Origin of the sequence: Clostridium sp. Ade.TY, from assembly GCF_000498355.1 — a bacterium.
Classification (GTDB): domain Bacteria; phylum Bacillota; class Clostridia; order Clostridiales; family Clostridiaceae; genus Clostridium.
On sequence record NZ_AVSV01000028.1, the window covers coordinates 52,531 to 77,871 of the forward strand.

At 27.2% G+C, this 25,341-nt stretch carries 20 protein-coding genes; all 20 read right to left on the reverse strand.

What is annotated here, in order from left to right:
• Window positions 1–12 precede the first annotated feature (12 nt).
• The 20 genes from prmA to gpr all read right to left on the reverse strand — a co-directional run bounded on the left by prmA (window position 13) and on the right by gpr (window position 25,199).
• The gene (gene prmA / locus O212_RS0110770; RefSeq protein ID WP_024615114.1) at window positions 13–954 is read right to left on the reverse strand and encodes a 50S ribosomal protein L11 methyltransferase; all 942 of its coding nucleotides are present in this window, start codon (window positions 952–954) and stop codon (window positions 13–15) included.
• Between the two features lie 135 nt (window positions 955–1,089).
• Window positions 1,090–2,538, reverse strand: coding sequence for an arylsulfatase (locus O212_RS0110775; protein WP_024615115.1), 1,449 nt, complete (start codon window positions 2,536–2,538; stop codon window positions 1,090–1,092).
• A 74-nt stretch (window positions 2,539–2,612) separates the two neighbouring features.
• Window positions 2,613–3,458 carry a carbohydrate ABC transporter permease gene (locus O212_RS0110780; RefSeq protein ID WP_024615116.1) on the reverse strand — a complete coding sequence of 282 codons (846 nt, stop codon included), beginning with the start codon at window positions 3,456–3,458 and terminating at the stop codon, window positions 2,613–2,615.
• 11 nt (window positions 3,459–3,469) lie between these two features.
• Window positions 3,470–4,378, reverse strand: coding sequence for a sugar ABC transporter permease (locus O212_RS0110785; protein ID WP_024615117.1), 909 nt, complete (start codon window positions 4,376–4,378; stop codon window positions 3,470–3,472).
• Between the two features lie 75 nt (window positions 4,379–4,453).
• Window positions 4,454–5,809 (reverse strand): carbohydrate ABC transporter substrate-binding protein, encoded by a 1,356-nt coding sequence (locus O212_RS0110790; protein WP_024615118.1) that lies wholly within the window; start codon window positions 5,807–5,809, stop codon window positions 4,454–4,456.
• A gap of 122 nt (window positions 5,810–5,931) precedes the next feature.
• On the reverse strand, window positions 5,932–7,515 hold the full coding sequence (locus tag O212_RS0110795; RefSeq protein ID WP_024615119.1) for a response regulator: 1,584 nt from the start codon (window positions 7,513–7,515) through the stop codon (window positions 5,932–5,934).
• Window positions 7,508–9,220: a sensor histidine kinase gene (locus tag O212_RS0110800; protein ID WP_024615120.1), complete on the reverse strand. Its 1,713-nt coding sequence runs from the start codon at window positions 9,218–9,220 to the stop codon at window positions 7,508–7,510. The genes O212_RS0110795 and O212_RS0110800 overlap by 8 nt, the downstream gene beginning before the upstream one ends.
• A 115-nt stretch (window positions 9,221–9,335) precedes the next feature.
• On the reverse strand, window positions 9,336–11,492 hold the full coding sequence (gnpA, locus tag O212_RS0110805; RefSeq protein WP_024615121.1) for a 1,3-beta-galactosyl-N-acetylhexosamine phosphorylase: 2,157 nt from the start codon (window positions 11,490–11,492) through the stop codon (window positions 9,336–9,338).
• Window positions 11,493–12,161: 669 nt separating this feature from the next.
• Complete coding sequence (locus tag O212_RS0110815) at window positions 12,162–13,121, reverse strand: ROK family protein (protein WP_024615123.1); 960 nt, start codon at window positions 13,119–13,121, stop codon at window positions 12,162–12,164.
• Between the two features lie 350 nt (window positions 13,122–13,471).
• A complete protein-coding gene (gene dnaJ, locus O212_RS0110820; RefSeq protein ID WP_024615124.1) occupies window positions 13,472–14,608 on the reverse strand; it encodes a molecular chaperone DnaJ in 1,137 nt (378 codons plus the stop codon).
• Between the two features lie 102 nt (window positions 14,609–14,710).
• A complete protein-coding gene (gene dnaK, locus O212_RS0110825) occupies window positions 14,711–16,567 on the reverse strand; it encodes a molecular chaperone DnaK (protein ID WP_024615125.1) in 1,857 nt (618 codons plus the stop codon).
• A gap of 72 nt (window positions 16,568–16,639) precedes the next feature.
• Complete coding sequence (gene grpE / locus O212_RS0110830; protein WP_024615126.1) at window positions 16,640–17,251, reverse strand: nucleotide exchange factor GrpE; 612 nt, start codon at window positions 17,249–17,251, stop codon at window positions 16,640–16,642.
• 23 nt (window positions 17,252–17,274) lie between these two features.
• On the reverse strand, window positions 17,275–18,306 hold the full coding sequence (gene hrcA, locus O212_RS0110835; protein WP_024615127.1) for a heat-inducible transcriptional repressor HrcA: 1,032 nt from the start codon (window positions 18,304–18,306) through the stop codon (window positions 17,275–17,277).
• Window positions 18,307–18,478: 172 nt separating this feature from the next.
• Window positions 18,479–19,603, reverse strand: coding sequence for a radical SAM family heme chaperone HemW (hemW, locus tag O212_RS0110840; protein WP_024615128.1), 1,125 nt, complete (start codon window positions 19,601–19,603; stop codon window positions 18,479–18,481).
• 106 nt (window positions 19,604–19,709) lie between these two features.
• Window positions 19,710–20,150: a hypothetical protein gene (locus O212_RS0110845; RefSeq protein ID WP_024615129.1), complete on the reverse strand. Its 441-nt coding sequence runs from the start codon at window positions 20,148–20,150 to the stop codon at window positions 19,710–19,712.
• Between the two features lie 87 nt (window positions 20,151–20,237).
• Entirely contained in the window at window positions 20,238–20,507 is a 270-nt protein-coding gene (locus O212_RS0110850; protein WP_024615130.1) for a hypothetical protein, read from the reverse strand.
• Between the two features lie 209 nt (window positions 20,508–20,716).
• Window positions 20,717–22,522, reverse strand: a complete 1,806-nt coding sequence (lepA, locus tag O212_RS0110855) for a translation elongation factor 4 (RefSeq protein ID WP_024615131.1) — start codon at window positions 22,520–22,522, stop codon at window positions 20,717–20,719.
• A 129-nt stretch (window positions 22,523–22,651) separates the two neighbouring features.
• The gene (locus tag O212_RS0110860; RefSeq protein ID WP_024615132.1) at window positions 22,652–23,023 is read right to left on the reverse strand and encodes a hypothetical protein; all 372 of its coding nucleotides are present in this window, start codon (window positions 23,021–23,023) and stop codon (window positions 22,652–22,654) included.
• Between the two features lie 72 nt (window positions 23,024–23,095).
• On the reverse strand, window positions 23,096–24,154 hold the full coding sequence (locus O212_RS0110865) for a stage II sporulation protein P (RefSeq protein ID WP_029699323.1): 1,059 nt from the start codon (window positions 24,152–24,154) through the stop codon (window positions 23,096–23,098).
• Between the two features lie 70 nt (window positions 24,155–24,224).
• Entirely contained in the window at window positions 24,225–25,199 is a 975-nt protein-coding gene (gpr, locus tag O212_RS0110870; RefSeq protein ID WP_024615133.1) for a GPR endopeptidase, read from the reverse strand.
• Window positions 25,200–25,341 lie beyond the last annotated feature (142 nt).

Genomic DNA, 25,341 nt, shown 5'->3' on the forward strand with positions numbered 1-25,341 from the left:
ATCACCTAACCTTTATTTTGATTTTGCAATTATGCAGTTCCATTCTCCATCTTTATTTACCTTTATTACTTCAAAGCCGCTTTCTTCTAATTTAGATGTAACCATATCAACTCTATCATGAATTATACCTGATGTTATGAATACTCCACCCTCTTTTAAAACTCTCTTAACATCATCTATTAATATGCATATTACTTCTGCAATAATATTTGCTACAACTATATCAGCTTTTCCTTCTATTACTTCAACTAAGTTTCCATAAAGAATTTCTATGTTATCTAAATTATTATATTCTACATTTTCTTTTGCTGATTCAACTGCAACTGGATCTAAATCTACACCAACAGCTTTCTTTGCTCCAAGTTTAGCTGCAGCTATAGCAAGTATTCCTGAACCTGTTCCAACATCAAATACTATACTATCTTTTTTAACATACTTTTCAAGTGCATTAATACACATTTTAGTTGTTTCATGATCTCCTGTTCCGAAGGCCATTCCAGGATCTAATTCTACTACTAATTCTCCATCTTTTTCTTCATATTCTTCCCATATTGGCTTTACAACTATTTGCTCTCCAACCTTTGATGGTTTATAATATTTTTTCCAGTTATTTGCCCAATCTTCTTCATGAGTTTTAGAAACTTCGACTCTTCCTTCTCCAACATTAAAGCCCATATTTCTTATTTCTTCTATTTTTTCTTTAACATATGTAACAACTTCATCTATATTATCCTCTTCTGAGAAATATCCCTTTACAACTGCAAATTCACCTTTATGTTCTAAAACATTTATATCTGCAAAATCCCAAGTTAAAGGACCTTGTTCTCTTCCTAATATATCATTTGGATCCTCAACTGAAACCCCTTTACAATCTAATATGTAAAAAATTCCTTCTATTGGTTCAAGTGCCTCACTTGTTGTTATAACCTTTATCTCTATCCATGATCCTTCCATGAAAATCATTCCTTTCTTCTATGTCAATAATAAACTAATAAATAATTTTAACCTTTTTATTAAGAATATGTCAAGGTTACTAATATAAATATAAACATAAATAAAGAGCCTGGCAACTTAAACCAGGCTCTTTATTTATTTTATATGACTTAAAGTATTTAAAGGTATCTTTCCGCATATTAATTTTTTTCCATCCGAGTATCCTTCTTCTCTTCCTTCTAGTTCTTTAATAAGAATATTTCTATAATATGCTATTCTATTTTTGTATTTTTCATCATCTATTAAATTATTAAGTTCAAACTTATCTTTTTCTAAATCAAAAAATTGTTCTCTTCCACTTTGAGAGAACCAAATATATTTTTCTTTTCCATCTGTTATATAATGATTTGAATATTCTCCAAAAGAATGTTCTCCATGTATATATTCTCTTAAAAATTTACTTTTTCCTTGAATAATATCTTTTACACTTTTACCATCAACTGTATTTGGTATATGTGTTCCAACAATATCTAAAATACTTGGCATTATATCCCTAAGTTCTACAAGTTCATGAAATTCTTTTCCCTTTATTCCATTAATAAAATTTCCTGGGTCATAAATTATAAAAGGAACTTTAACGCTACCTTCATAAGGTAATGCCTTCCTATAAAAGTTATGATCTCCAAGCATATCCCCATGATCTGATATAAATATTATTATAGTATTTTCTAACTCTCCATATTCTTCTAATGAAGAAATAAATCTTCTTATCTGATGATCTATATGTGTTATTAATCCATAGTAAGCAGCCTTTGCTCGCTTATTTGCCTTTTTACTAATTTTACCCTTTGTACAACTTATATTATATCCTAAATCATTTATATCTTCTTCATTACTCCAATACCCTACATTAGGCTCTTTTAAATCTTCATTAATATATTTATTAAAATAATATTCTGGTGGATCTAATGGGGAATGTGGCCTTACAAAAGACATATTTAAAAAAAATGGTTTAGTAGTGTCTCTTCTTCTTAAAAAATCTATCGACTCACTAACTACCCAATTAGTTGGATGTAACCTTTCTTCATAACACCACGGTCTTGCATCCCATGAATTTTTATCAATACCTAAATCCATTAAATCAACATTTAAATCTTTCTTTTCTTTAAACCACTTTAAATAATCATCTACATTTTCAAATTGTGTTCTAGAACTTTTATTTCTATTTCTACTAAAATCTAAATATCCATCATGTAAGATAACATTATGGAAGCCACATAAATTCCTTTCTGGAAAAACATGCATCTTCCCTATACATTGTGTTTGATATCCATATTTTGATAATTCAGAAGCTATTGTATTTTTATAATTCCAAATTACTCCATCCTCATATCCGACTCTCCCATGATTTTTTTGCTTCATACCAGTTAATACTGCAGCTCTAGATGCAATACAACTTGGTACAGCAGTATAAGCATTTTTAAAATTAAATCCATTTTTTGCAAGCATATTTAAATTAGGTGTTTCTATTTCATCATTACCATTTATTCCTATACAATCACTTCTCATTTGATCTACCATAATTAAAACTATATTAGGTTTCATAATATAATCCTCCTCAATGTGATAAAAACCCCTAATATGAAATCATACAGAGGTTTATATTTTAATCTTTATAATTATCCTTTTATTCCACCAATATTTATACCTTCAGTTAATTTTTTATGGAATATTGAATAAATTATCATAGTCGGTATCATAACTATAACCATTCCAGCAAACATTGCTCCCCAGTCTGTTGCAAACTTTTGTACTTCCATTAAGTTTTGAAGTCCAACTGGAAGTGTTTTTTTAGCATCTGTCATTATAAATGTTATTGCAAGGGCATATTCATTCCAAAAAGCCATAAAATTAAATATTAAAACAGTTATTATTCCAGGCTTTGCAAGAGGTACTATAACTTTAATAAGTGTTTTAAAGTAAGAGCATCCATCAATCATTGCTGCCTCTTCATAATCTTTTGGTATGCCTTGCATAAATCCAATAAGCATATATGTTGCAAAAGGAGTATGCAACACTGCATAAACTAAACTTAAAGCAATCAAATTATCCAAAAGCTTTAAATTATTTAAAACTAAAAATAATGGAACTATTATGTATACAGCTTGAATAAATAATCCAGCCATATAACTATTTTTTATAAAATTTGCTCCAATAAATTTATATCTTGATAATGCATAAGCTGATGGTATTACTAAAATCATTAAAAATATTAATGATAATACTGTAACAAAAATTGAATTTAAAAAGTAATCTCCCATATTAGATTTAGTAAATGCATTTATATAATTATCAAAGTGAAGAGATTCTGGCAAAGACCATGGGTTTGCATAAAATTCCTTAGTTGTTTTTAAAGATGATATTAAAGTCCATATTAAAGGTAATATAACTATTAAACTACCAATCATCATAACAATTCTTAATATCCACGTTTTAATTCTATCTTTTTTATTTGATACAGCCATTCAATCACCCCCTATGCACTTTCCTTTTTATCAGATATTTTATTCATAATTAAAGCTAGTCCAACTGCCACAACAAAAACAACTACTCCTATTGCCATTGCATAGCCATAATTTGAATTAGTAAATGCTTGCTTATACATATATGTTAATAAAACTTCAGAATTGCCATCTGGTCCACCTTTTGTCATTACGGTTACAAATATAAAACTTAAATTAAACACACCTGTAATATAAAAAGCAAAGGTAACTCTTACAATTTCCCAAAGCATAGGTATTGTTACATATCTAAACTTTTGCCAAAATGTTGCTCCTTCAATATCTGCAACTTCATAAAGTTCTGGCGATATACTATCAAGACCAGCCATGTAAATTACCATATAATATCCAACAGCCTGCCAAACCATTGCCATAACTATTGCCATAAGTACAGTTTTTGAATCTCCAAGCCATGCATGAGCTAAATGTTCAAGTCCTAATTTATTAAAAAAAGAATTTAATATACCAATTGATGGATCATAAATATAAGTAAATAAAACCCCAATTACAACCATTGATAATATGTTTGGAAAGAAAAATACTAATCTATAGAAATTTTTTTCTTTTAATTTTCCTTGTGTAAGTAAAACAGCTAGCAATAATGCAAATACTATAGTTATAGCAGGAAATGCTATCATTATTACTAATGTATTTTTAAGTGCTTGCCAAAATTTTTCATCAGTAAATAATGTTTCAAAATTTTTAAGTCCTATAAATTCAGGATTTGAAGATAAACCACTCCATTTATAAAATGACATACTAAAACCTTTTATAAGAGGATACACTAAAAACCCTAAAAATAATAGAAAAGCAGGCAGTACACTTAAAGCTAAAAATATATTTCTTTTTTTATTTTTGCTATTATATTTTTGTTTAACTAACATTTGCTTCCCCCCATTATTTTATCTTTTATTTATAAATAATAAGGGGGAAACTATTCCCCCTATTATAAATTTAAATTACTCCATAACTTCTCTAAGTTTAGCATCTGCTTTTTCTAATTGATCTGCCCACTTATCAGCTGTAAGTTCTCCATTCATTATTGAACTAACTGGATTAAATATTTCATCTTTAATATTGATTTCTGTTTGACCTGTAGTTGCAAATGATAATGTTATTGGCTTAACACCTTCATTAAATACTTGGAATGATTCGTAATTTGACTTAGGTAAGAATTCTTTAGCAAGTTCTAAACCATTCTTAGTTGGAATAACTCCACCTGATTTTTCAGCATTTAACTTAATATTTTCATCTTCATATTGATATAATAAGAATTTCTTAGCAAGCTCAACATTTTTAGAATCTTTTGGTATATACATTTGTTCTATCATAGTTGTTGCATATCTATCTTGTCCTTCTTTAAACACCGGTGGAGCTATAAATCCAAATGAAAATCCTTTTTCAGGTATTGCATCTTTCATTTCTCCTTCAAACCAGTTACCATTTGGTATAAATAAAGCTTTTCCATTTAAAAACTCTGTTTGAGCTTGTGTATGGCTCATAGCAACAGTTCCATCCATTAAATAGCCTTTTTTAGCTATTGTTTCAAAAATTTCAAGAGCTTTTTTTGCTCCTTCTGATTTCCATGCACCTTCCTTATAATTTAATACATCTTTAAGAGCTCCTTCTCCACCAGCTGATGCTATAGCTGGATATAACATAGCTTCCACATATCCTGGAGCCATTCCTTGATAAGTAAACAATGCTTTTCCATCTTTTTTAGCAGCATCATTTAAAGCATAAAACTCATCCCATGTTTTTGGTTCTTTTAAACCTTTCTCTTCAAAATATGTCTTGTTATACCAAAGACCTGTTAAATTATAATAAAGTGGAGCTAAATGGATTTTACTATCTCCATAAGGTGCTGTTAAAGGAGTATCTAAGAATCCATCCATAATTTTATCTTTTAATACAGTTCCATCTGATAACTTCATGTCAAAAACATCAGTTATATCTGTTAAAGCCTTATCTTTTATTAAAGCTTCAGTTAATCCTGATGGATCTCCAGTTTTTAAGTAAACAAAATCTGGTGAGTTTCCTGATGCTATTTTAGGTCTTATAATGTCTCCAATTTTAGGATTACATTCTAAGTTAACTTTAACACCTGGATTTTTTTCTTCAAATCCTTTTGCAACTGCCTCCCAATACTCTTTTCCAAAACCACCTTCAAAAACAGCTACATTTAATACTTGTTCTTCTCCTTCTGCCGGTTTACCGTCAGTTTTTGAAGCACTATTCCCACAACCTGCAAATAATGACAATCCAATTGTTGCAGTTGCTAAAAGAGTTAGCATTTTGATACTTCTCTTTTTCATTTTATTTCCCCCTTAAATACCTTTAAATTTTAATTTTATTTTAATTACAAATAAATATTATCATTAATCGTTTTCATTTAATATAAACTCAATTTACAATAATATGGAATATTTTTACGTAATTACACAAAGCACTTTTTTTTAAATTCACTTGGATTAATTCCATAAAATTTTTTAAATAATTTATTAAAATAAAATTGATCATCTATCCCAACCATTAAAGAGGCTTGTTTTACCATTATATCTTTCTTTGAAAGCAACTCTAGAGCTTTATTCATTTTTCTTTCATTAATAAAATATGTTATATTTTTACCCGTTTCATTTTTAAATATTCTACTTAAATAACTTTCATTCATATTTACTTTTTTAGCTAACATAGTAAGAGAAATTTTTTTATCTATATTTTTATCTATATAATCTACAATAATTTCTATTTCTCTTCTATATGTTTTGTTATTTTCTTTTATCCAACTTTCTATATCAATAAACTCTTTATATAAATACTCTTCAAGACTACTTATATATTTACACTTATCTATCTCTTTTCTTATTTCATTAAACTTATCAGCTTTTTTAATCCCCTTTTGAATTTCATATCCTTCTATATTTGAAAATATAAATTTAAATATCTCCTTTATATCATTAGGATTACAATTGTTTTCAATAGAATATTTCAATATTTTTTTGCAAAGCTCATAATTTTTTTTAAAATTTCTTTCCCTTATATTTTTTATTATTTCCATTGGATAAGTTATAGCTGTATAATCTATTTCCTTAAAATCATTTGCCTTTTCACAATCTATAAGTGAATTTTCACCTAAATAAAAACTAAGCTCAAATAAATTTATAGTTTCTTTAAAACATTTTTTAAAATTTTTTAATCCTTTATAGCATTTTGATAATACTATAGTAATTGTTATATTTAAGTATTGATTAATATTTTTAGAAATATAATTGTTAATTTGTATTAAACTATCCTCTTTTAGATTATAAAAAATTATTATTCCACTATGATTATTTATAAAAATTATTTTGTAATTTAAATCTTTTGAAATTGACTCTTCAATTATATTTCTTATATTTATTTTTAAATTAGATTTTTCTTTTATTTTACTATTATAAATTTTCCTAATATTATCTACATTAAAATAACTTATTTTATAATTATCTTCTAATATGTTGCTAATACCTGCATTTCTTATTGACTTAATAAACTCATTATCTTCGATTTCATTATATTTTTTTATAAAATTAAGATTATTTTTAAATTCCTCTGTATCAAATACTTCTATTTCCTTATTTTCTATCTCTTTTACTTCTTTATTTAAATTACATTTATCATCTTTTACTTGTTTTACAATATCCTCTATATCTTTTCTTTCAATAGTAACTTTTAATAAATAATCAAAAGCTCCTTCTTTCATTGCCATTCTGACCAATTCATAATCACCATGATTACTAAGAACTACTATTTTACTTAAAATTTTTCTCTTTTTTATTTCTTTTATAAATGATATACCATCTAAATTTGGCATCTTTAAATCTGTTATTATAAGATCTGCATACTCATTTTCTAATTTTTTTAATGCCTCAATACCATCTTTTTCGTATCCAATAACTTTACAGCCTAACCCTTCCCAATCAACTATATTTCTCATTGCAATTCTAATAAGTCTTTCATCATCCACTATTAAAACCTTAATCATAAACCCCATCCTCATCAAAATTATTTGGAAGTATTATTTTTACACAAGTCCCATTTAAAACTTTGCTTTTTAATTCTACTTTTGCCTTTTTCCCATAGGTTAACTTAATTCTTTCATATACATTTTTATAACCAACACCCGATAACTTCCCATTTTCATCATTACTTTTATTGTTATAATCAAATCCTTTTCCATTATCTTTTATTGTTATTTCTAAAAATTTTTCACCGCTTTTTATCTCAATATCTATCTTTTGTCCTTCTTTATCCTCATCAAAGCCATGAAGTATTGAATTTTCTATTATTGGCTGAAGTATAAATTTTATTATTTTTTTATTATAATCTTTTTCGCAAATATTATAATTTACATCAAAAGAATCCCCATATCTTAATTTCTGAATAACTATATAATTTTTAATATTATCTATTTCTTCTCTTATTGTTATAAATTCATTTGAATTTACAATAGTATTTCTAAGTAATTTTGCAAGTGCATTTAAGCCATCAGAAACTGACATATCTTCATTCATAATTGCAATCCACTTTAATGTATTTAAAGTATTAAATAAAAAATGAGGATTTATTTGAGCTTGCAACATATTTATTTCTGATTTTCGCTTTAAAGTTTGTTCATATTTAACTTTTATTATTAAACTATTTATCTCGTCTACCAAACTATTAAATTGTCTAGATAAAGTTCCTATTTCATCTTTGCTATCATCTATTAATTTTGTTTTAAATTTACCTTCTATAAAAGATTCCATACAGTTTGATAATTTATATATAGGTATATATATACTTCTGTATATGTATTTTGATATTATTATAAAAAATATTGTAAATATTAAAACTACTATTCCTAAAACTATAATCACATTTATTAATTGCCTTAAGAAATTGCTATAATTTATAAGAGTTACTACTTTCCAATCAAACTTTTCTACATTTTTATATTTTGATATATATCTTATATCTCCAATTATTGTTTTATCACCTTGTAGCTCTATTTTTTCTTTATAATTTACCGGAAGTTCACCAAATAAATACTTATTATTTTCATCTAATATAATAGTTGACGTGGAATTACTTAAAGATTTGTTTAAAAAGGATTTTGTAAAAGATTGCTCATTTAAGGCAACAAAAATATATCCTAAAATATTTTTACTTAAAGGATCTTTAATTGTCCTAGCCATTGATATAACACCTTGTCCATCTATTTGAGTATGAAACCATATAGTCTTTCCTATATTTTCTCTAGCCATAAAAGTATATCGAAGTACATCATTTTTATTAAAATACTTAAATCCTTGAGTATATAATATACTTAGGTCCTTTGTTAATATTTCTACCTCTCCTGCACTTGATAAAAGATGTAATTTTGAATATAAAAAATTATTTAATTTATTTGAAAAATTATGTCTCTCAATGGCTGTCATAACATTTGAATTTCTAAGTCCATAATATATTAAAGGAGACATTAATACCTCATCTAATTGTTGCTCAAACTTTTCTATATTTAAGTCAATATTTTCATCAATTATGTTAAGCATCTCAGTAGAATAGTCATTCATATTATTTTTTATCATTATTTTACTTTGCTTTACGCATATAAAAAACAAAAATATCATTGATAATATTGGTATTATAGAAAATCCTAATATAAGTCTCTTTTTTATACTTACATTTCTTATTTTCTCATTTAACATATATCCCACCCTTTAAACACCCATTATTAACTAATATAACATATTATATATTTTTTTACAAAATTTACTTTTTGTTAATAATAAAAGGGATTACTTAAAAGTAATCCCTTAAAATTTATTTATATTCAACCCATTTCATTTCCATAGGTTCTAATTTAATATTCTCTAAAATTTCTCCATTTATAAAAAGATTAGTTTCTTGAACTTCTCTAGTGTTATTTATAACAGCTATTTTCCCTATATTTTCAAAACACGCACATTCGGTATTTACATTTGAAACATAGTATTTTTTCATTTCTTCTTCTTTATTAGCTGCAAAATAAATAGCTCTTAAAAGCAATCTACAATTTTGAGGTGTATATGGAAGTCCTGCAAAATAAACACTTCTACCTTTTCCAAATTTATTTACAACTAACTCTGAATATTCTTTATTCATAGATAAAACTTGATAATTATCTCCTTTAGCATATACTCCATCCATACCTTCACCAAAATCTAAATCTTCTTTTATATCTTCAAGAAGAAAATGTTCTTTATCTACCTTATTATATTTTCTAGTACTAAGTGAAAATCCAATCTCTTTATCTACACCAAGTATATCATCTAACTGAAAATATCTACCCTCATATTGACATGCAGTTGGTTCTCCAACTCCAATAAATCCACCACCATTATATATCCATTCTCTTATTTTAGTAACTACCTCTAAATCTTTCCAATGCTCTCCTCCACTCCATGAAGTATAAGCACTTCCAGCATTTATAATTACTTTAGCATCCATTGGTATTCCATAAGTTTTTATATCGTCAAAACTTATGAATTCAACATCAACAGGCATTCCACTTAAACATTCAATAACACCAACATATGAGTAAATTTCTCTATACCAAAGTGCATGTGCAACTTGATTTGTTTGCCAAGTTCTAAGTTTTCCCCAAGCATTTAATACACAAACCTTTAATGAAGCATAAGCCTTTTCTCCATTTATAGTATTATGAATTTCTCTAAATTCATTGCATATCTTTTCAACTTCATCTACAAACTCTGGAAAATCTTTAGTAAGACCTAAATATCCACCATAACCTATTCTATTAAGAGGTTTTCTAATGATTGCTCTTCTTGCTTGTAGCCAGTTTTCTTGACCTTCTTTAACAGGATTCCCACCTTCTTTAAATACATCTGGGAAAAAATAAGGTAAAAATCTTCCTTCTGTATACTTGACTCCAGGTATATCACTTATCATTCTCATTGTAGCTCCATTTCCTACAGAACCAACAACAGCATCTAATCCTATCTCTTCAAAATATTTTCCATATGGTTCAGTTCCAATCCAATTGTCACCTAGAAACATCATTGCTTCTTTTCCTTTTTCATGACACATATCAACCATTTTTTTAGCTAAAGTGGATGTCCATTTTGATTGAAAATCTATATAATCTTTAAATTCTTTAGTTGGAACTCTAAATGGAGAATTATAATAGCCTTCATCAACTATATCTTCTGATTTTAATTTATAACCTTTTTCTTTTTCAAAATCATCCATTGCTTTAGGACTTACTGAAGAACTATATCCAAACCAATCAACAAATTTTTCTTTTCCAATCTCATTAAAACATAATGTAAAATGATGAAAAAACGTAGTAAATCTAACAACATCTATATCTTTATTTTCATCTAACCATTTTTCTAAAAGTTTTAACATATGCTTTTGTGATTTTGGTTGTCTACAATCATATGGTATTTCATGAGGTTTGTCTCCCCAATTATTTGTAATATGGTTATACATTTGAGTCGGATCCCAAATCATATACACTAAAAAGTTTACCGTGTACTTATGCCAAAGATTACAATTTTTTATAATTACCTTATTATTTTCTTTATCAAATTCCCATTTATTATTTTCTAAAACTTTTCCTGTTGTTCTATCATAAACTTCCCAATATTTTTTTTCATCATGAATTTTATCAACATCAAATTGTTCTTTAAAATACCCCTTTAATAAATCAATCTCTATATTTTTTTCAGTTGCAACTACAGGTTCTGACATTAAATAAAGCTGTTGAACTTCATCCATATTTTCTTTTATAAATTCTTGGTCATTTCTAGTTGTTAAGTATGTACTATAATTTCTCATACCTAACTTTTCTATTTCATCTCCAAGCTTTGTTCCATCACAATCTCTAATTGCATCTGCTCCCCATCTTTTTATTATTTCCTTTATATAATCATTCATTCCCTTATCTGTTGGTATAGTAACTCTTCCCTTTTCCATAAATTAAACCTCCCTAAATTCATATAGAACTTCTAATTTAAATTCTAATTTATATAAATACTAAATTACATAGAACTTTTTTCTAATTACATATAAAATTTTTACTTTTTTATATTAAAAACTTTATTAACTTATCTAATTAGCAATCATATTTAAAATAAATTTCTATAAACTATTTTAAATTACCTATAAATTACTAAAATTCTTTTTTATTGTAATTTATTAAAGTGTTATATATACTATAAATATATATATTTTATATATTAAAAGGAGATTTTATGAAAAAAATAACATCTATGTTTTTACCAAGTATAATAATACTTGCATTAACTTTTTTAAGTAGAAATGACAAAAACATTTTAATTGGATTATTTTTATTATTTCCAATTATTTTTATTATCCAAGGAATTATATACTCTGATTTAAAAAAACAATTACCTATAGGATTTCTTTTATCTTCCTTAGCCTTTATAATACCTATAAATTTATTGTTTCACATGGGAAGTTGTATTGAACTACTAGTAATTTATAATATATTGGGTATTATAAGCTTTCTTATTAAAAAGAAAATATCCAATATAAACTAAATTAAATACTTAATCTTAACCAAAACTCATTTATTTAAAACTATATAATTATAAATAAAAGGAGTCTAAGTTTAGACTCCTTTTATTCTTTAAATTTTTCTTTATAATTATTTGGTATATCATTTCCATACATTTTATATGCTAATAATGCTGCTCCATGACATGGCTCTATTTCAGGTTTTTTGACTATACAATTTAATCCATCTTCTTTAATCATATTAACTAACGGATCTAAAATTAAATCACCTGAATTAAAAACTCCACCACTATAAGATACAATAAATTCATTACTAAACTTTAATTTCCTTGCAAGAACTTTAATATGAAGGTACAAATTATAAGCTGCTTCTTCAAAAATAAATTTACATACTCTACATCCCTTATTTGCTGCCATTGCACCTATCTTAGAAAATGCTGCTATTTCAGTTCTTGAAAATTTCATTTTATTAAATACTATATCTACTATTTCAAAATAATCTTTTATATTAAGTTCTTTTTCCATAATATCTAACAAAACTGTTTTTTCTCTTCTTCCATCTTTTTGTTTAGTATATTCATTAATTACTTTTAATCCAATCCAATAAGCACTACCATCATCGCCTATTCCAGGACCCCATCCTCCAACTCTCTCTTCATATCCATCTTCATTTCTTCCATAAGCGATACTACCAGTTCCTGCAATTATGTTTATACCATCCTTGCACCCAGTACCGGCTGCCCAACCTACAACCGAATCATTAGAAACATTATAGTTAATCCCATCTAAAACTTCACATAATATTTTATCAATTATTATTTTATCATTTTCACTTTCCCCATATCCTGGTACTCCTAAAAAAACATATCCTATATCCTCTTTATTAATTTTAGCATCCGATATTATTTTATTAATAGATTCTAAAAGCTCATTTTTTAAATTTTCTTCTCCTATTTGATGGATATGAATTGTCCCTTTTTCTATAACTTTTACTATATTTAAGTTTTCATCAACTAATATATATTTAGTTTTAGTTCCCCCTCCATCAACTCCTAAATAATACATATTAAACCTCCCAGATTAAAATTTACATTAATACCCTTTAATAAATTTTATCAATTTAATATTTATATGGTCAATATAGGAAGTTTAACTTAAAAAAATAATAGTACATGTTAAAATAATTATACATATATAATTATCCATCATATTTCAAAGTAAATTATTTTATGTATATAGTAAAAATATTCTATTCATTTTCATTAAAAATATTTTTATAATTTAAATATATTAACTACTATACTTTAACTATATATTATTTTATCCCCAAAATATAAAAAAGTTATAAGTTTTCATTTCTCTTTTTTATTTAATCAAAATAAAAGGCTACTTAAATTTAAGTAGCCTTTTAACTATTATTTAAATAAATCTCTAAATCCTTTTTTATGATGCTCTGTTCCATCCACTTTTTCTCCTGATGCTTCCATAAACATCATTAAAGCTTCTTTTTGCTTTTCGTTAAGTTTCTTCGGAATATCAACAGTTACCTTTACATATTGATCTCCTCTTCCACCACCATTAACTCTTGGAACACCTTTTCCTTTTAATCTGAATAATGTTCCTGATTGAGTTCCAGCTGGTACTGTATACTTAACATTTCCATCTACTGTCTCAACAGTTATTTCAGTACCTAATGCAGCTTTAGCCATAGATACATGAGTATCTACATATATATCGATACCTTTTCTCTTAAACTTAGATGATGCTGCTACAATTATATTTATATAAAGGTCTCCTGCTGGACCTCCATTAGTACCATCTTCGCCTTGTCCTCTAAGTGGAATTACATTTCCTGTATCTACACCTGCTGGTATATTAACTTTTATTTTTCTATGCTTTCTAACTTTACCTTTTCCTTTACATGTTTCACATGGTTCCTCAATAATTTTTCCAGTACCATGACATTGATCACATGTTGTTGTACTTACAAAACTTCCAAGAGGTGTTTGTCTTTGGACTCTAATTTGTCCTGTACCATGACAAGTTGGACATGTCTTAGGTGTTGTTCCAGGCTTAGCACCTGTACCATGACAAGCTTCACAATTTTCACTTCTTGTAATTGATACTTCTTTTTCTACGCCTTTTATAGCCTCTTCGAATGTTAATCTTACTGTATATTCAATATCGGCTCCTCTTCTTGGTCCATTATTTCTAGCAGAGCTTCCGCCACCGCCACCAAAGAATGAATCAAATATATCTCCAAAGCCTCCGATATCTGAGAAATCGAAACCTCCGAATCCACCAGCTCCTGCTCCAAATCCACTTCCATCAAAATCAGCTGTTCCAAATTGATCATACCTAGCCTTTTTCTCTGGATCTGAAAGTACTTGATAAGCTTCATTTATTTCTTTAAATTTTTGTTCTGCTTCATCATTTCCTTGATTTTTATCAGGATGGTATTTTATAGCTAGCTTCCTAAAGGCTTTTTTAATTTCTGCATCACTTGCACCCTTTTCTAAACCAAGAATTTCATAATAGTCTTTTTGCGCCATCTATTTCACCACCGTATTATTTATATTATTAAACTTTACAAAAGGGAAGACGAGTACTGCCTTCCCCTTTGTTATTATAAAGGTATTATAATTTATTTACAACTATTTATCATCTTCTACCTTAAAGTCGGCATCTACAACATTATCATCATGTGGTGCTTCGTTAGTTCCTTGAGCTCCACCCATGTTGTTTGGATCGAATCCTTGAGCTCCAGCTTGTGCTCCTGATTCTTGATAAATTTTTGATGAGATTGCATAGAATTCTTTAGTTAATTCATCTACTGCTGTTTTAATTGCTTCTAAGTCATCTCCATCTTTTATTTTCTTAACTTCTTCTAATTTTTCAGTAACTTTTGCTTTATCTTCAGCTGAAACTTTATCTCCAAGTTCTTCTAAAGTTTTTTCTGTTTGATAAACAACTTGGTCAGCATTATTTTTAACTTCTATTGATTCTTTTCTCTTCTTATCTTCTTCAGCAAATTTTTCTGCTTCTTTAACAGCCTTTTCTACTTCATCATCACTTAAGTTAGTTGATGCTGTGATTGTGATATTTGCTTCTTTACCAGTTCCTTTATCCATAGCTGATACATTAACTATACCGTTAGCATCTATATCAAATGTAACTTCGATTTGAGGAATTCCTCTTGGAGCTGGTGCAATTCCTGATAATGTAAATCTTCCTAAAGTTTTATTGTCAGCAGCCATTTGTCTTTCACCTTGAACTACGTGAATTTCAACTGATGTTTGACCATCTGCAGCTGTTGAGAATGTTTGACTCTTCTTAGCTGGGATTGTTGTATTTCTTTCTATAAGTGGAGTTGCAACTCCTCCTAAAGTTTCAATACCAAGTGTTAATGGTGTAACATCTAATAATAATACATCCTTAACTTCTCCTGTTAATACACCTGCTTGAATAGCTGCACCAATTGCAACACATTCATCTGGGTTAACTCCTTTTGAAGGTTCTTTTCCTATAAAGTTTTTAACTGCTTCTTGAACTGCTGGTATTCTTGTTGATCCACCAACTAATAATACTTTATCAATATCTTTTACTGATAATGAAGCATCTGCTAATGCTTTCTTCATTGGTTCTATTGATCTTTGAACTAAGTCATGAGTTAATTCATTAAATTTAGCTCTAGTTAAGTTCATATCAATATGTTTTGGACCTGTTGCATCAGCTGTTATAAATGGTAAGTTGATGTTTGTTTGTGTTGATGATGATAATTCAATTTTAGCTTTTTCAGCTGCTTCTTTTAATCTTTGAAGTGCCATCTTATCTTGTCTTAAATCTATACCATTTTCTGCTTTAAATGTATCTGCAATATAGTCCATTATTTTGTTATCGAAGTCATCTCCACCAAGATGAGTATCTCCATTTGTTGATAATACTTCAAATACTCCATCGCCAAGTTCTAGGATAGATACATCGAAAGTACCACCACCTAAGTCATATACTAATACTTTTTCTTCAGCTTCTGTTTTATCTAATCCATAAGCTAAAGCTGCTGCTGTTGGTTCGTTTATTATTCTTAATACTTCAAGTCCTGCTATTTTACCAGCATCTTTTGTTGCTTGTCTTTGAGCATCATTAAAGTAAGCTGGAACAGTTATAACTGCTTGATTTACTTTTTCTCCTAAATAGCTTTCTGCATCTGCTTTTAATTTTTGAAGAACCATTGCTGATATTTCTTGTGGTGTATAATTTTTTCCATCTATATCAACCTTATAATCTGTTCCCATATGTCTTTTTATTGATATTATTGTTTTATCTGGATTTGTAATTGCTTGTCTTTTAGCTACTTGACCAACTAATCTTTCACCATTTGCTTGGAATGAAACAACTGATGGAGTTGTTCTTGCTCCTTCTGCATTAGTGATAACTACTGGTTCTCCACCTTCCATAACTGCTACACATGAATTTGTAGTTCCTAAGTCAATTCCTATAATTTTTGCCATAATATATTCCTCCTTAACTCAAACTTTCATTTGATTTAAATTCTAATTTAATCTATTTTAAAATGTTATATTTTAGTTTGCTACTTTTACAACAGAATGTCTTATAACTTTATCTCCTCTTTTATAGCCTTTCATGAAAACTTCAGCTACTTCATTATCACCTAGGTTTTCATCTTGAATATGCATTACTGCTTGATGCATATTAGGATCAAAGCCTTCTTCTGTTGCTATTTCTTCAACACCTAATTTTTCTAAAGCTCCTTTAAAACCTTTAAGTGTCATTTCTAATCCTTTTTTCATATCTTCAACGCTACCATCTGCTTCAATAGCTCTTTCAAGATTATCAAGGTTTGGAATTATTTCTTTTAATACATCTGCACATGCATCTGTATAAATTCCTTCTTTTTCTTTTGTAGTTCTTTTTCTGTAATTATCATACTCAGCTGTAAGTCTTAAAAGTCTGTCCTTTAGTGTCTCAAGTTCATTTTGTAGTTTTTTGTTTTCTTCCTTTGTCTTTTTAAACATTTTTAACTCATCCTCTTCTTTTTTATCTTCTACTTGAGACTCTTCCTTTACTTCTTCTTGATCTGATGAATTTAAATCTTCTTTTGTCATTTCTTCTTCAGCTGCTATGTTTTCTTCACCTTTTAATTCTTGTTCTTGATTTTCTAAATTTTCTTTCACTTTTTTCCCACACCTCGTCTCTCTTATTTTTTAGACTGTCCTCTAAGAGTTTCATTAAGCTCTTTCATGACTTGTGCCATTATTGCAATTATTTTTGAATAATCAATTCTTCTAGGACCTATAAGTCCAATAGTTCCTTTTGCATTATCTCCTAAAGAATACTCTGCTGATATAACGCTGCATTCCTTTGCTTCTGGAAGGTAATTTTCATCACCAATCTTTATTGTTATATCGCTTTCTGGTTCTATTAGTTCTACAACACAATCTTTATTATGAAGAAGTGATAATATTCTTTTTGCATTTTCTATGTCATTATACTCAGGAAAGTTAAATATATTTGTTGCACCTTCCATAAAAACTCTTGAAGTATCGTCTTCTTTTAAACATTGATAAAGTGCTGGAATTATTGCATTAAACACTTCATCTTGACCATCTAAGCCTATCTTTAAATGATTTATAACTTCTAAGTTAATTTCATCTATAGATAAATTTATAAGCCTTTTATTTAATACTTCATTCATTTTATTTAATATATTTATTGAAGGTACTTTATCAACCTTTATTATTTGATTTTTTATAAGACCTCCATCAGTAACTATTACTGCTAAAAGACTTACACTATCAACTCTCATAAGTTGAATTGACTTTATACAACTCATACTAAGAGATGGTGTTTTAACAACACATGTAAGATGAGTTAATTCTGAAAGTAATGTACTCGCATTTTTAACTATCTTATTAACCTCAAGCATTGCTGAGTTTATAACATACTCTCTTATTTTCAAATCTTCTTCTTTACTTAAAATTGGTTTATCCATCAAACTATCTACATATAATCTATATCCTTTGCTAGATGGAACTCTTCCTGCCGATGTATGTGGTTGTTCTAAATACCCCATATCTTCTAAATCTGCCATTTCATTTCTTATTGTTGCAGAACCAACACCTAAGTCATAATTTTTAGCTATTGTTCTAGAACCAACAGGTTCACCAGTCTTAATGTAATCATTGATAATAGCTTCTAATATTTTTATCTTTCTATCATCAATAACCATATCATCACCTCTACTTGTTAGCACTCACTAACAACGAGTGCTAATGACTATATTTAAATAATATTCTCGTTGCATATTTTTGTCAACGAGAATATTTACTTTATTTTACCCATAAAAAGAGTTTGATTTAAATTATTTTTATTTTTCTCCAAATTGCTTCATTTATCTATCCCTATTTAATAAATTCGCTCATAACATAATTTGATACTTCTATTCCTTTAGAAGTTAAATATATATATCCTTTATTATCTTCTATTAAGCCTAACTTTATATTTTTTGTTATAACATCACCATATATATCTTCTATATTTTCATTAAACTTTTGTTTAAAGTTTTCTTTATTTACTCCTTTAATCATCCTAAGTCCTAAAAACATAAATTCTTCCATATCTTCTTTTTTACTATTGCTAACAATATTATCTTCTATAGTTTCATCACTATTTACTTTTTCTATATATTCTTTTATATTATCAACATTTTTTATTCTATTATTGTTTATATATGAACTTGCAGATACTCCTACCCCTATATATTCTTCAAGTTTCCAATAAACTTTATTATGCTCACATTCTTTATTTACTTTTGAATAATTTGATATTTCGTATTGATGATATCCATAAGAACTTAATATGTCTTTTGTTAAATTATACATTTTTCTCTCTTCATCTTCTGTTGGAAGCTTTAATAAATCTTTTTCATACATATTATAAAAAGGTGTTCCTTCTTCAATTATTAAGCTATAACAAGAAATATGCTCTGGATTTAGTCTAACTATATGTTCTAAGCTATTTTTATAATCTAAAATGCTTTGATTTGGAAGCCCAAACATAATATCTATATTTATATTATCAAAACCAAACTCTCTTGCTCTATTATAATTTTCCTCAAATTCCTCAATTGTATGTATTCTTCCTATACTTTTTAATAAATTATTGTTTGTAGTTTGAAGCCCTATACTAATTCTATTTATATTATTGTTTTTAATTATTTTAAGTTTTTCAAAAGTTAAAGTACCTGGATTGCATTCTATAGTTTTTTCAGCATTATCTTTATAATTCAAATTTTTTAAACATAATAATAACTTATTTAAATTTTCTTCTCTTAAATATGAAGGAGTACCTCCTCCTATAAATAAAGTTTTTATAATTTTACCTTCACATTTTAATTTTATCTCTTTAATTAATGCATCTATATAATCATCTTCTAATAATTCTTTTCCTGCATAAGATGGAAAATCACAATAAAGACATTTTTGTTTGCAAAAAGGAATATGTACATATAATGAAACTTCTTTCATCTTTATCACCTTCTTTTATTTTAATTTTTCTATTTTATTTATTATAACAAAAAAGAAGATTCTAATCTTTAATTTAATTAGAATCTTCCTTCTTCAAAAAATTATTTTATAATAACGCTTCTGCTTGTCTCTCTAAATTTTTTAATTCTTTTCCTTCAGTTTCTATTACTGAAAAATCATGTATTTCTTTAAAATTGTAAAAATAATTTGCAAAGGAAATTTTTTGTGATCTATTAATATCAAGATCAGTAGCTATTTTATCTAAATAATCTACTTCAACTTCTCCATAATTACCATCTACTAAAGCTAATCCAACTAATTCAAAATAAACTATTCTTTTTGTTCTTTCTTTACTATTTTTTAATATTTCTAAAGCTTCATCATATGATACAGCTCCAATTTCACTTGAATCTAAATTAAGTTCTTTTAAATAGTCTTTAATTAATCTCTTTTCTTCTCTTCTAAGTACATGATCTATGTTTGCAAATTCATTTACTAAATTTATAAAAGCTATTGCTTCTTTATTATTTAATTCTTTTAAAAACATGACTAAACCTCCTTTTCTTTTGTTTATTATACATTAAATTTTACTAATTTTCACTTAAGATAAACTAACTTAAATCTATTTTAACAATTATTTTTCTAAAAGTTCTATATTATCTACATTATGAATAAGAAGATTTTTTTGAACCCTATAAATTTTAGTCTTTATTTCCTCTCCATTTAAACTTACTTTCAATTCTTTATTAAGCCCATTATTTAATATATAACAATCTATTTTGCTTCCTTTTAAGCTTATAGGAATTATTTCTCCATTCAATCTTTTAAGTGTTCCTGTTATTATACCTTTTCTTCTTAACTTTTTACATTTAATATTTGCATCTCTTAAAGTAATTTCAATCATCTATATACACCTCCATAATCTCTTATAGTAATGTATATTCAAAATAGATTAAATAATTACACATATTAAATGTTATTTAAATTAAAGAACTGAGGTTTATACACTATTTAATTTTATTCTTTTTAAAATATTTATAAATTAGTTTATACTTTTTTAAATTTTATAACTTCAATAAAAAGAGCCTAGTTTCAATTACTAGGCTCTGTAAATTAATCTACTTTTAAAATTGACATAAATGCTTCTTGTGGAACTTCAACTGATCCCACTTGTCTCATTCTCTTCTTACCTTCTTTTTGCTTTTCAAGAAGTTTTCTCTTTCTTGAAATATCTCCACCATAACATTTAGCTAAAACGTCTTTTCTCATAGCTTTTACTGTTTCTCTAGCTATTATTTTTGATCCTATAGCTGCTTGTATTGGCACTTCAAAAAGCTGTCTTGGAATAATTTCTTTAAGTTTTTCAGCTATTCCTCTACCTTTATGATAAGCTCTTTCTTTTGGAACTATCATTGAAAGTGCATCAACAACATCTCCATTTAAAAGAATATCAAGCTTACAAAGTTCTGCTTTTTCATATCCTTTAAATTCATAATCTAATGATGCATAACCTCTAGTTTTTGATTTTAACGTATCAAAGAAATCATAAACTATTTCATTTAAAGGTATATCATAATTAATTACAGCTCTTGTTTCCTCCATATATTGCATATCAATATATGTTCCTCTTCTTTCTTGACAAAGCTCCATTACAGCCCCTACATATTCAGTTGGAGTAATTATTGAAGCTTTAACAATTGGCTCTTCCATATAATCTACTTCACTCATCTCTGGAAGATTTGTTGGATTAGTTATATCTAAAATAGTTCCATCAGTTTTCTTTATTTTATATATAACAGATGGTGCTGTTGTAATAATATCAAGATTAAATTCTCTCTCTATTCTTTCTTGAATTATTTCCATATGTAAAAGACCTAAAAATCCACATCTAAATCCGAATCCTAAAGCTACTGATGTTTCTGGTTCAAAATTTAATGCAGCATCATTTATTTGTAGCTTTTCAAGTGCTTCTTTAAGTTCTTCATATTTTGCTCCATCTACTGGGTATATACCTGAATAAACCATTGGTATAGCTGGTTTATATCCTGGAAGAGCTTCTTTTGTTTCTCTTCCACTTTCAGTTATAGTATCACCAACTCTAGCATCTTTTACATTTTTTATAGATGCTGTAACATATCCAACGTCTCCAGCCTTTAATTCATTAACTGGTAAAAATCCTGGTGTAAAGACTCCAACTTCAGTTACATCATAAACTTTGTTAGTTGCCATAAACTTTATTTTAGTTCCTCTTTTTACTGTACCATCAATAATTCTTACATAACTTACAACACCTTTATATGTATCATAATAAGAATCAAAAACTAATGCTTTAAGAGGTGCCTCTTCATCACCATTTGGTGCTGGTATATCACGAACAACAGCATCTAATACATCTTCTACATTTAATCCTGTTTTTGCAGATATCATTGGTGCATCTTCTGCTGGAATACCTATTACATCTTCTATTTCTTGTTTTATTTCATCAGGTCTTGCTGATGGAAGATCTATTTTATTTATAACAGGTGTTATTTCTAAATCATTATCTAAAGCTAAATAACAGTTTGCTAAAGTTTGAGCTTGAATACCTTGAGTTGCATCAACAACTAATACAGCTCCTTCACAAGCAGCTAAGCTTCTTGATACTTCATATGTAAAGTCTACATGCCCTGGAGTATCTATAAGATTTAATATATATTCTTCTCCGTTATCTTTTCTATATACAAGTCTTGCAGCTTGAGATTTTATTGTTATTCCTCTTTCTCTTTCAAGTTCCATATTATCAAGTACTTGTTCTTCCATTTCTCTTTTTGTTAAAGTACCTGTAATTTCTAATAATCTATCTGCTAATGTTGATTTACCATGATCTATATGTGCTACTATTGAAAAATTTCTAATAAATTTTTGTCTATCATTTTTCATATATAAAATCTGCTCTTCTTATGTAAGAAAGCAGTTATTTCACCCCCATATATTAAAGTCAAGCTAAATTATATCATACTTTCCTTAGGTAGTGTCAATATTTATAGGGTATATAACTCTGCCTTTATTTTAAGATATTATATTTTCTATTAGATTTTGTATGTTTATGATTACATTTTTTACACTATCTGTAACTTTATAAAATGTTTTCTTTATAAAATTAACTAATTCTGATTCATTTTTAATTCTTAAAGCATTTTCATTTATATTTAACAAATAATCTCCATTTTCTTTATTATATATTTTTACATTTGCATTATCTTGAATAAAGTTATTAAAGTCATCACCAAATTCTGTGTTAACAATTTTTTTGTTATCATCTGTATTACCAACTGGTGATAGTGATTTTGTATTTATTATATTTATTTTTATAAGTCCCATAAATGCTGATATTAATATAATGCTTGAAAATAAAATTATTGAGTACTTTTTAAATTTCATAAAGCTCCACCTCACTTCTTTAAAATACTAGACACTTTATAAAACTTTTATTCAAAAAGTACTCAATATTAATTACTTTCCGTTTATATATTCTGCTATAACTCTTGCAATGTATTTAGCTGATGTCATGGCTTCTTTTGATGTATTTATATTAGAACCTACTTCAAACAATATTGAATTACTTAATACATCTTGATTAAGTAAATTTATTCCTCTGTTCCATGTTTCACTAATTACTAGACCTGGATATAACGAATTGGCTATACTATATAATTCTTTTCTCATCTTTTCATTTGCACTAAACTTAGAACTTCCTCTAGTATTTAAAAACATTATTCTTGCCATACTTTGACTGTTAACATTAACTGTAAACAAATCTTTAGTTCTATTAGTTGCTTTCTTTTTATCTATACCATCTCTATGAATATCAATTACTAATTTAAAATTATCTCCATATTTATCATAATATTTTTTAACAGTATCTCTTGATCTATTATAACTATCATTATAAGATACATCGTGAACGGTTTTATCATGAATTACTGATATACCATATTTTTCTTCAAGTTCTTTTGTAATTATTTCACCAACACCAACTACATTGTTATCGCTTTTATCTGTAAAGTTTTTTGTTTCTGAATATCCTTCTCCTGTATGCGTGTGATAAATCAAAACTTCTGGTTTTGATTGATTTAATTCCTTTTTAAGTTTTGGATTATATAAATTATTTTTTTCCTCATCTGAATATTTTATTATAGATCCAGAATTAAGTTCAAAAGGACTGTATCCTTCATCTTCTCCATATCTTTTTGTATAATCTGTAATTTTCAAAATAGGAACTTCACTACTTACTAGTCTTTCCAAACTTAAATCTGATAATCCAAGCGCTTCTAAAGCTATATTTTTTAAAGAAAAATTATTTTCATAATACACTTCCTCATCATAAACTTGAGTTTTTACTAGAGGCATTGAAAAATTTAAAAGTTCAACGTAAGCTAAACCTCCCCTTTCACTACTATTTTTCATTATATATATACATCTTCCAAAAAACACTACTAAACATATAAGTAAAATTACTATTCCTATATCAACAGAGCTTTTTCGCCTTAAATTAGTACTACTTAACCCCACACTCTATCCCCTCCTCACTTCTAAAAGTATATGAGGGAATTTACATAATTATTATATGTTTGTTTAATTTTTAATTCATAAATTTATTTATATCTTCCATCTCAAGATTAGGTTGTACTGCTATATTTACTCCATTTGCAATTATTTTTGATAAAGAATCAATTACTTGATCAACTTCCTTTGGGGTTACCATTAAATCTCCAACATACGGATTTAATAATTCTTTTATAAGCATTCCTTTTTCATTTTTATCAACACTTTTTATCATATTAAAAAATTCTGACCCTTCTTCTGATTTACTTATAAGCTCATCTATAACTAAATCTATACTATCATTTGCAATAGTTGCAGCATCAACAACAGTAGGTACTCCTATAGCTATAACTTTAACTCCTAATGTATCTTCATTTATACGCATTCTATGGTTATTAACTCCAGCACCTGGTGATATACCTGTATCACTTATCTGAATAGTTCTATTTACCCTTTCTATTCTTCTTGAAGCTAAAGCATCTATGCATATAACTAAATCTGGATGTATTTTTTCTACAAGTGCTTTTATTACTTCTCCTGTTTCTATACCAGTTATACCTAAAACACCTGGTGCAATAGCACAAACTGGCATTATTGATTCATCAATAGCCTCTGGCATAACTTCTTTTAAATGCCTTGTTATCATTATCTTTTCAACAACTTTTGGTCCTAAAGCATCTGGAGTTACTTTCCAATTGCCAAGCCCAACTACTAAAGCAGTATTTTTTTCGTCCATATTTACAATCTTTTTAAGTGTTACACCTACAGTTTCTGAAACATTATCCATTAATTCACCATCATATATGGTGTATTCTGGTATATCTATAGTTATATATGTTCCTATAGGTTTTCCTAATTTTTTTGATCCTTCATTATTTTTTATTTTTACAGTTGTAACTTTACTATCACTAATTATTTCTTCATTTACAACTACGCCGTCAATCTCGCCTTTATGAGCTTTTGAGTAGTGTTCTTTTGCCTCAATTGCAAGGTCTGTTCTAAAATTTAACATAATTTCACCTCTCTTATTTTTATGCTTTCAAAATTATTTTTCCTTTTTGTTTGAATTTAATACTTGAATATAATAAATTTCAATGCTATAATATGGTTTGTTGAATGTAAACTCGTACGCAGATTCCCCAAAACTGCAGAGA

What these genes read in the sequence shown, in the direction of transcription:
- dnaK (WP_024615125.1), bottom strand. Translation starts at nt 16,567, where the DNA reads ATGGCAAAAATTATAGGAATTGACTTAGGAACTACAAATTCATGTGTA.
- dnaJ (WP_024615124.1), bottom strand. Translation starts at nt 14,608, where the DNA reads ATGGCGCAAAAAGACTATTATGAAATTCTTGGTTTAGAAAAGGGTGCA.
- O212_RS0110780 (WP_024615116.1), bottom strand. Translation starts at nt 3,458, where the DNA reads ATGGCTGTATCAAATAAAAAAGATAGAATTAAAACGTGGATATTAAGA.
- O212_RS0110850 (WP_024615130.1), bottom strand. Translation starts at nt 20,507, where the DNA reads ATGATTGAAATTACTTTAAGAGATGCAAATATTAAATGTAAAAAGTTA.
- lepA (WP_024615131.1), bottom strand. Translation starts at nt 22,522, where the DNA reads ATGAAAAATGATAGACAAAAATTTATTAGAAATTTTTCAATAGTAGCA.
- gpr (WP_024615133.1), bottom strand. Translation starts at nt 25,199, where the DNA reads ATGTTAAATTTTAGAACAGACCTTGCAATTGAGGCAAAAGAACACTAC.
- O212_RS0110790 (WP_024615118.1), bottom strand. Translation starts at nt 5,809, where the DNA reads ATGAAAAAGAGAAGTATCAAAATGCTAACTCTTTTAGCAACTGCAACA.
- O212_RS0110775 (WP_024615115.1), bottom strand. Translation starts at nt 2,538, where the DNA reads ATGAAACCTAATATAGTTTTAATTATGGTAGATCAAATGAGAAGTGAT.
- O212_RS0110785 (WP_024615117.1), bottom strand. Translation starts at nt 4,378, where the DNA reads ATGTTAGTTAAACAAAAATATAATAGCAAAAATAAAAAAAGAAATATA.
- O212_RS0110795 (WP_024615119.1), bottom strand. Translation starts at nt 7,515, where the DNA reads ATGATTAAGGTTTTAATAGTGGATGATGAAAGACTTATTAGAATTGCA.
- O212_RS0110800 (WP_024615120.1), bottom strand. Translation starts at nt 9,220, where the DNA reads ATGTTAAATGAGAAAATAAGAAATGTAAGTATAAAAAAGAGACTTATA.
- O212_RS0110815 (WP_024615123.1), bottom strand. Translation starts at nt 13,121, where the DNA reads ATGTATTATTTAGGAGTTGATGGAGGGGGAACTAAAACTAAATATATA.
- O212_RS0110860 (WP_024615132.1), bottom strand. Translation starts at nt 23,023, where the DNA reads ATGAAATTTAAAAAGTACTCAATAATTTTATTTTCAAGCATTATATTA.
- prmA (WP_024615114.1), bottom strand. Translation starts at nt 954, where the DNA reads ATGGAAGGATCATGGATAGAGATAAAGGTTATAACAACAAGTGAGGCA.
- gnpA (WP_024615121.1), bottom strand. Translation starts at nt 11,492, where the DNA reads ATGGAAAAGGGAAGAGTTACTATACCAACAGATAAGGGAATGAATGAT.
- hrcA (WP_024615127.1), bottom strand. Translation starts at nt 18,306, where the DNA reads ATGGTTATTGATGATAGAAAGATAAAAATATTAGAAGCTATTATCAAT.
- O212_RS0110845 (WP_024615129.1), bottom strand. Translation starts at nt 20,150, where the DNA reads ATGTTTTTAAAAGAATTAAATAATAAAGAAGCAATAGCTTTTATAAAT.
- hemW (WP_024615128.1), bottom strand. Translation starts at nt 19,603, where the DNA reads ATGAAAGAAGTTTCATTATATGTACATATTCCTTTTTGCAAACAAAAA.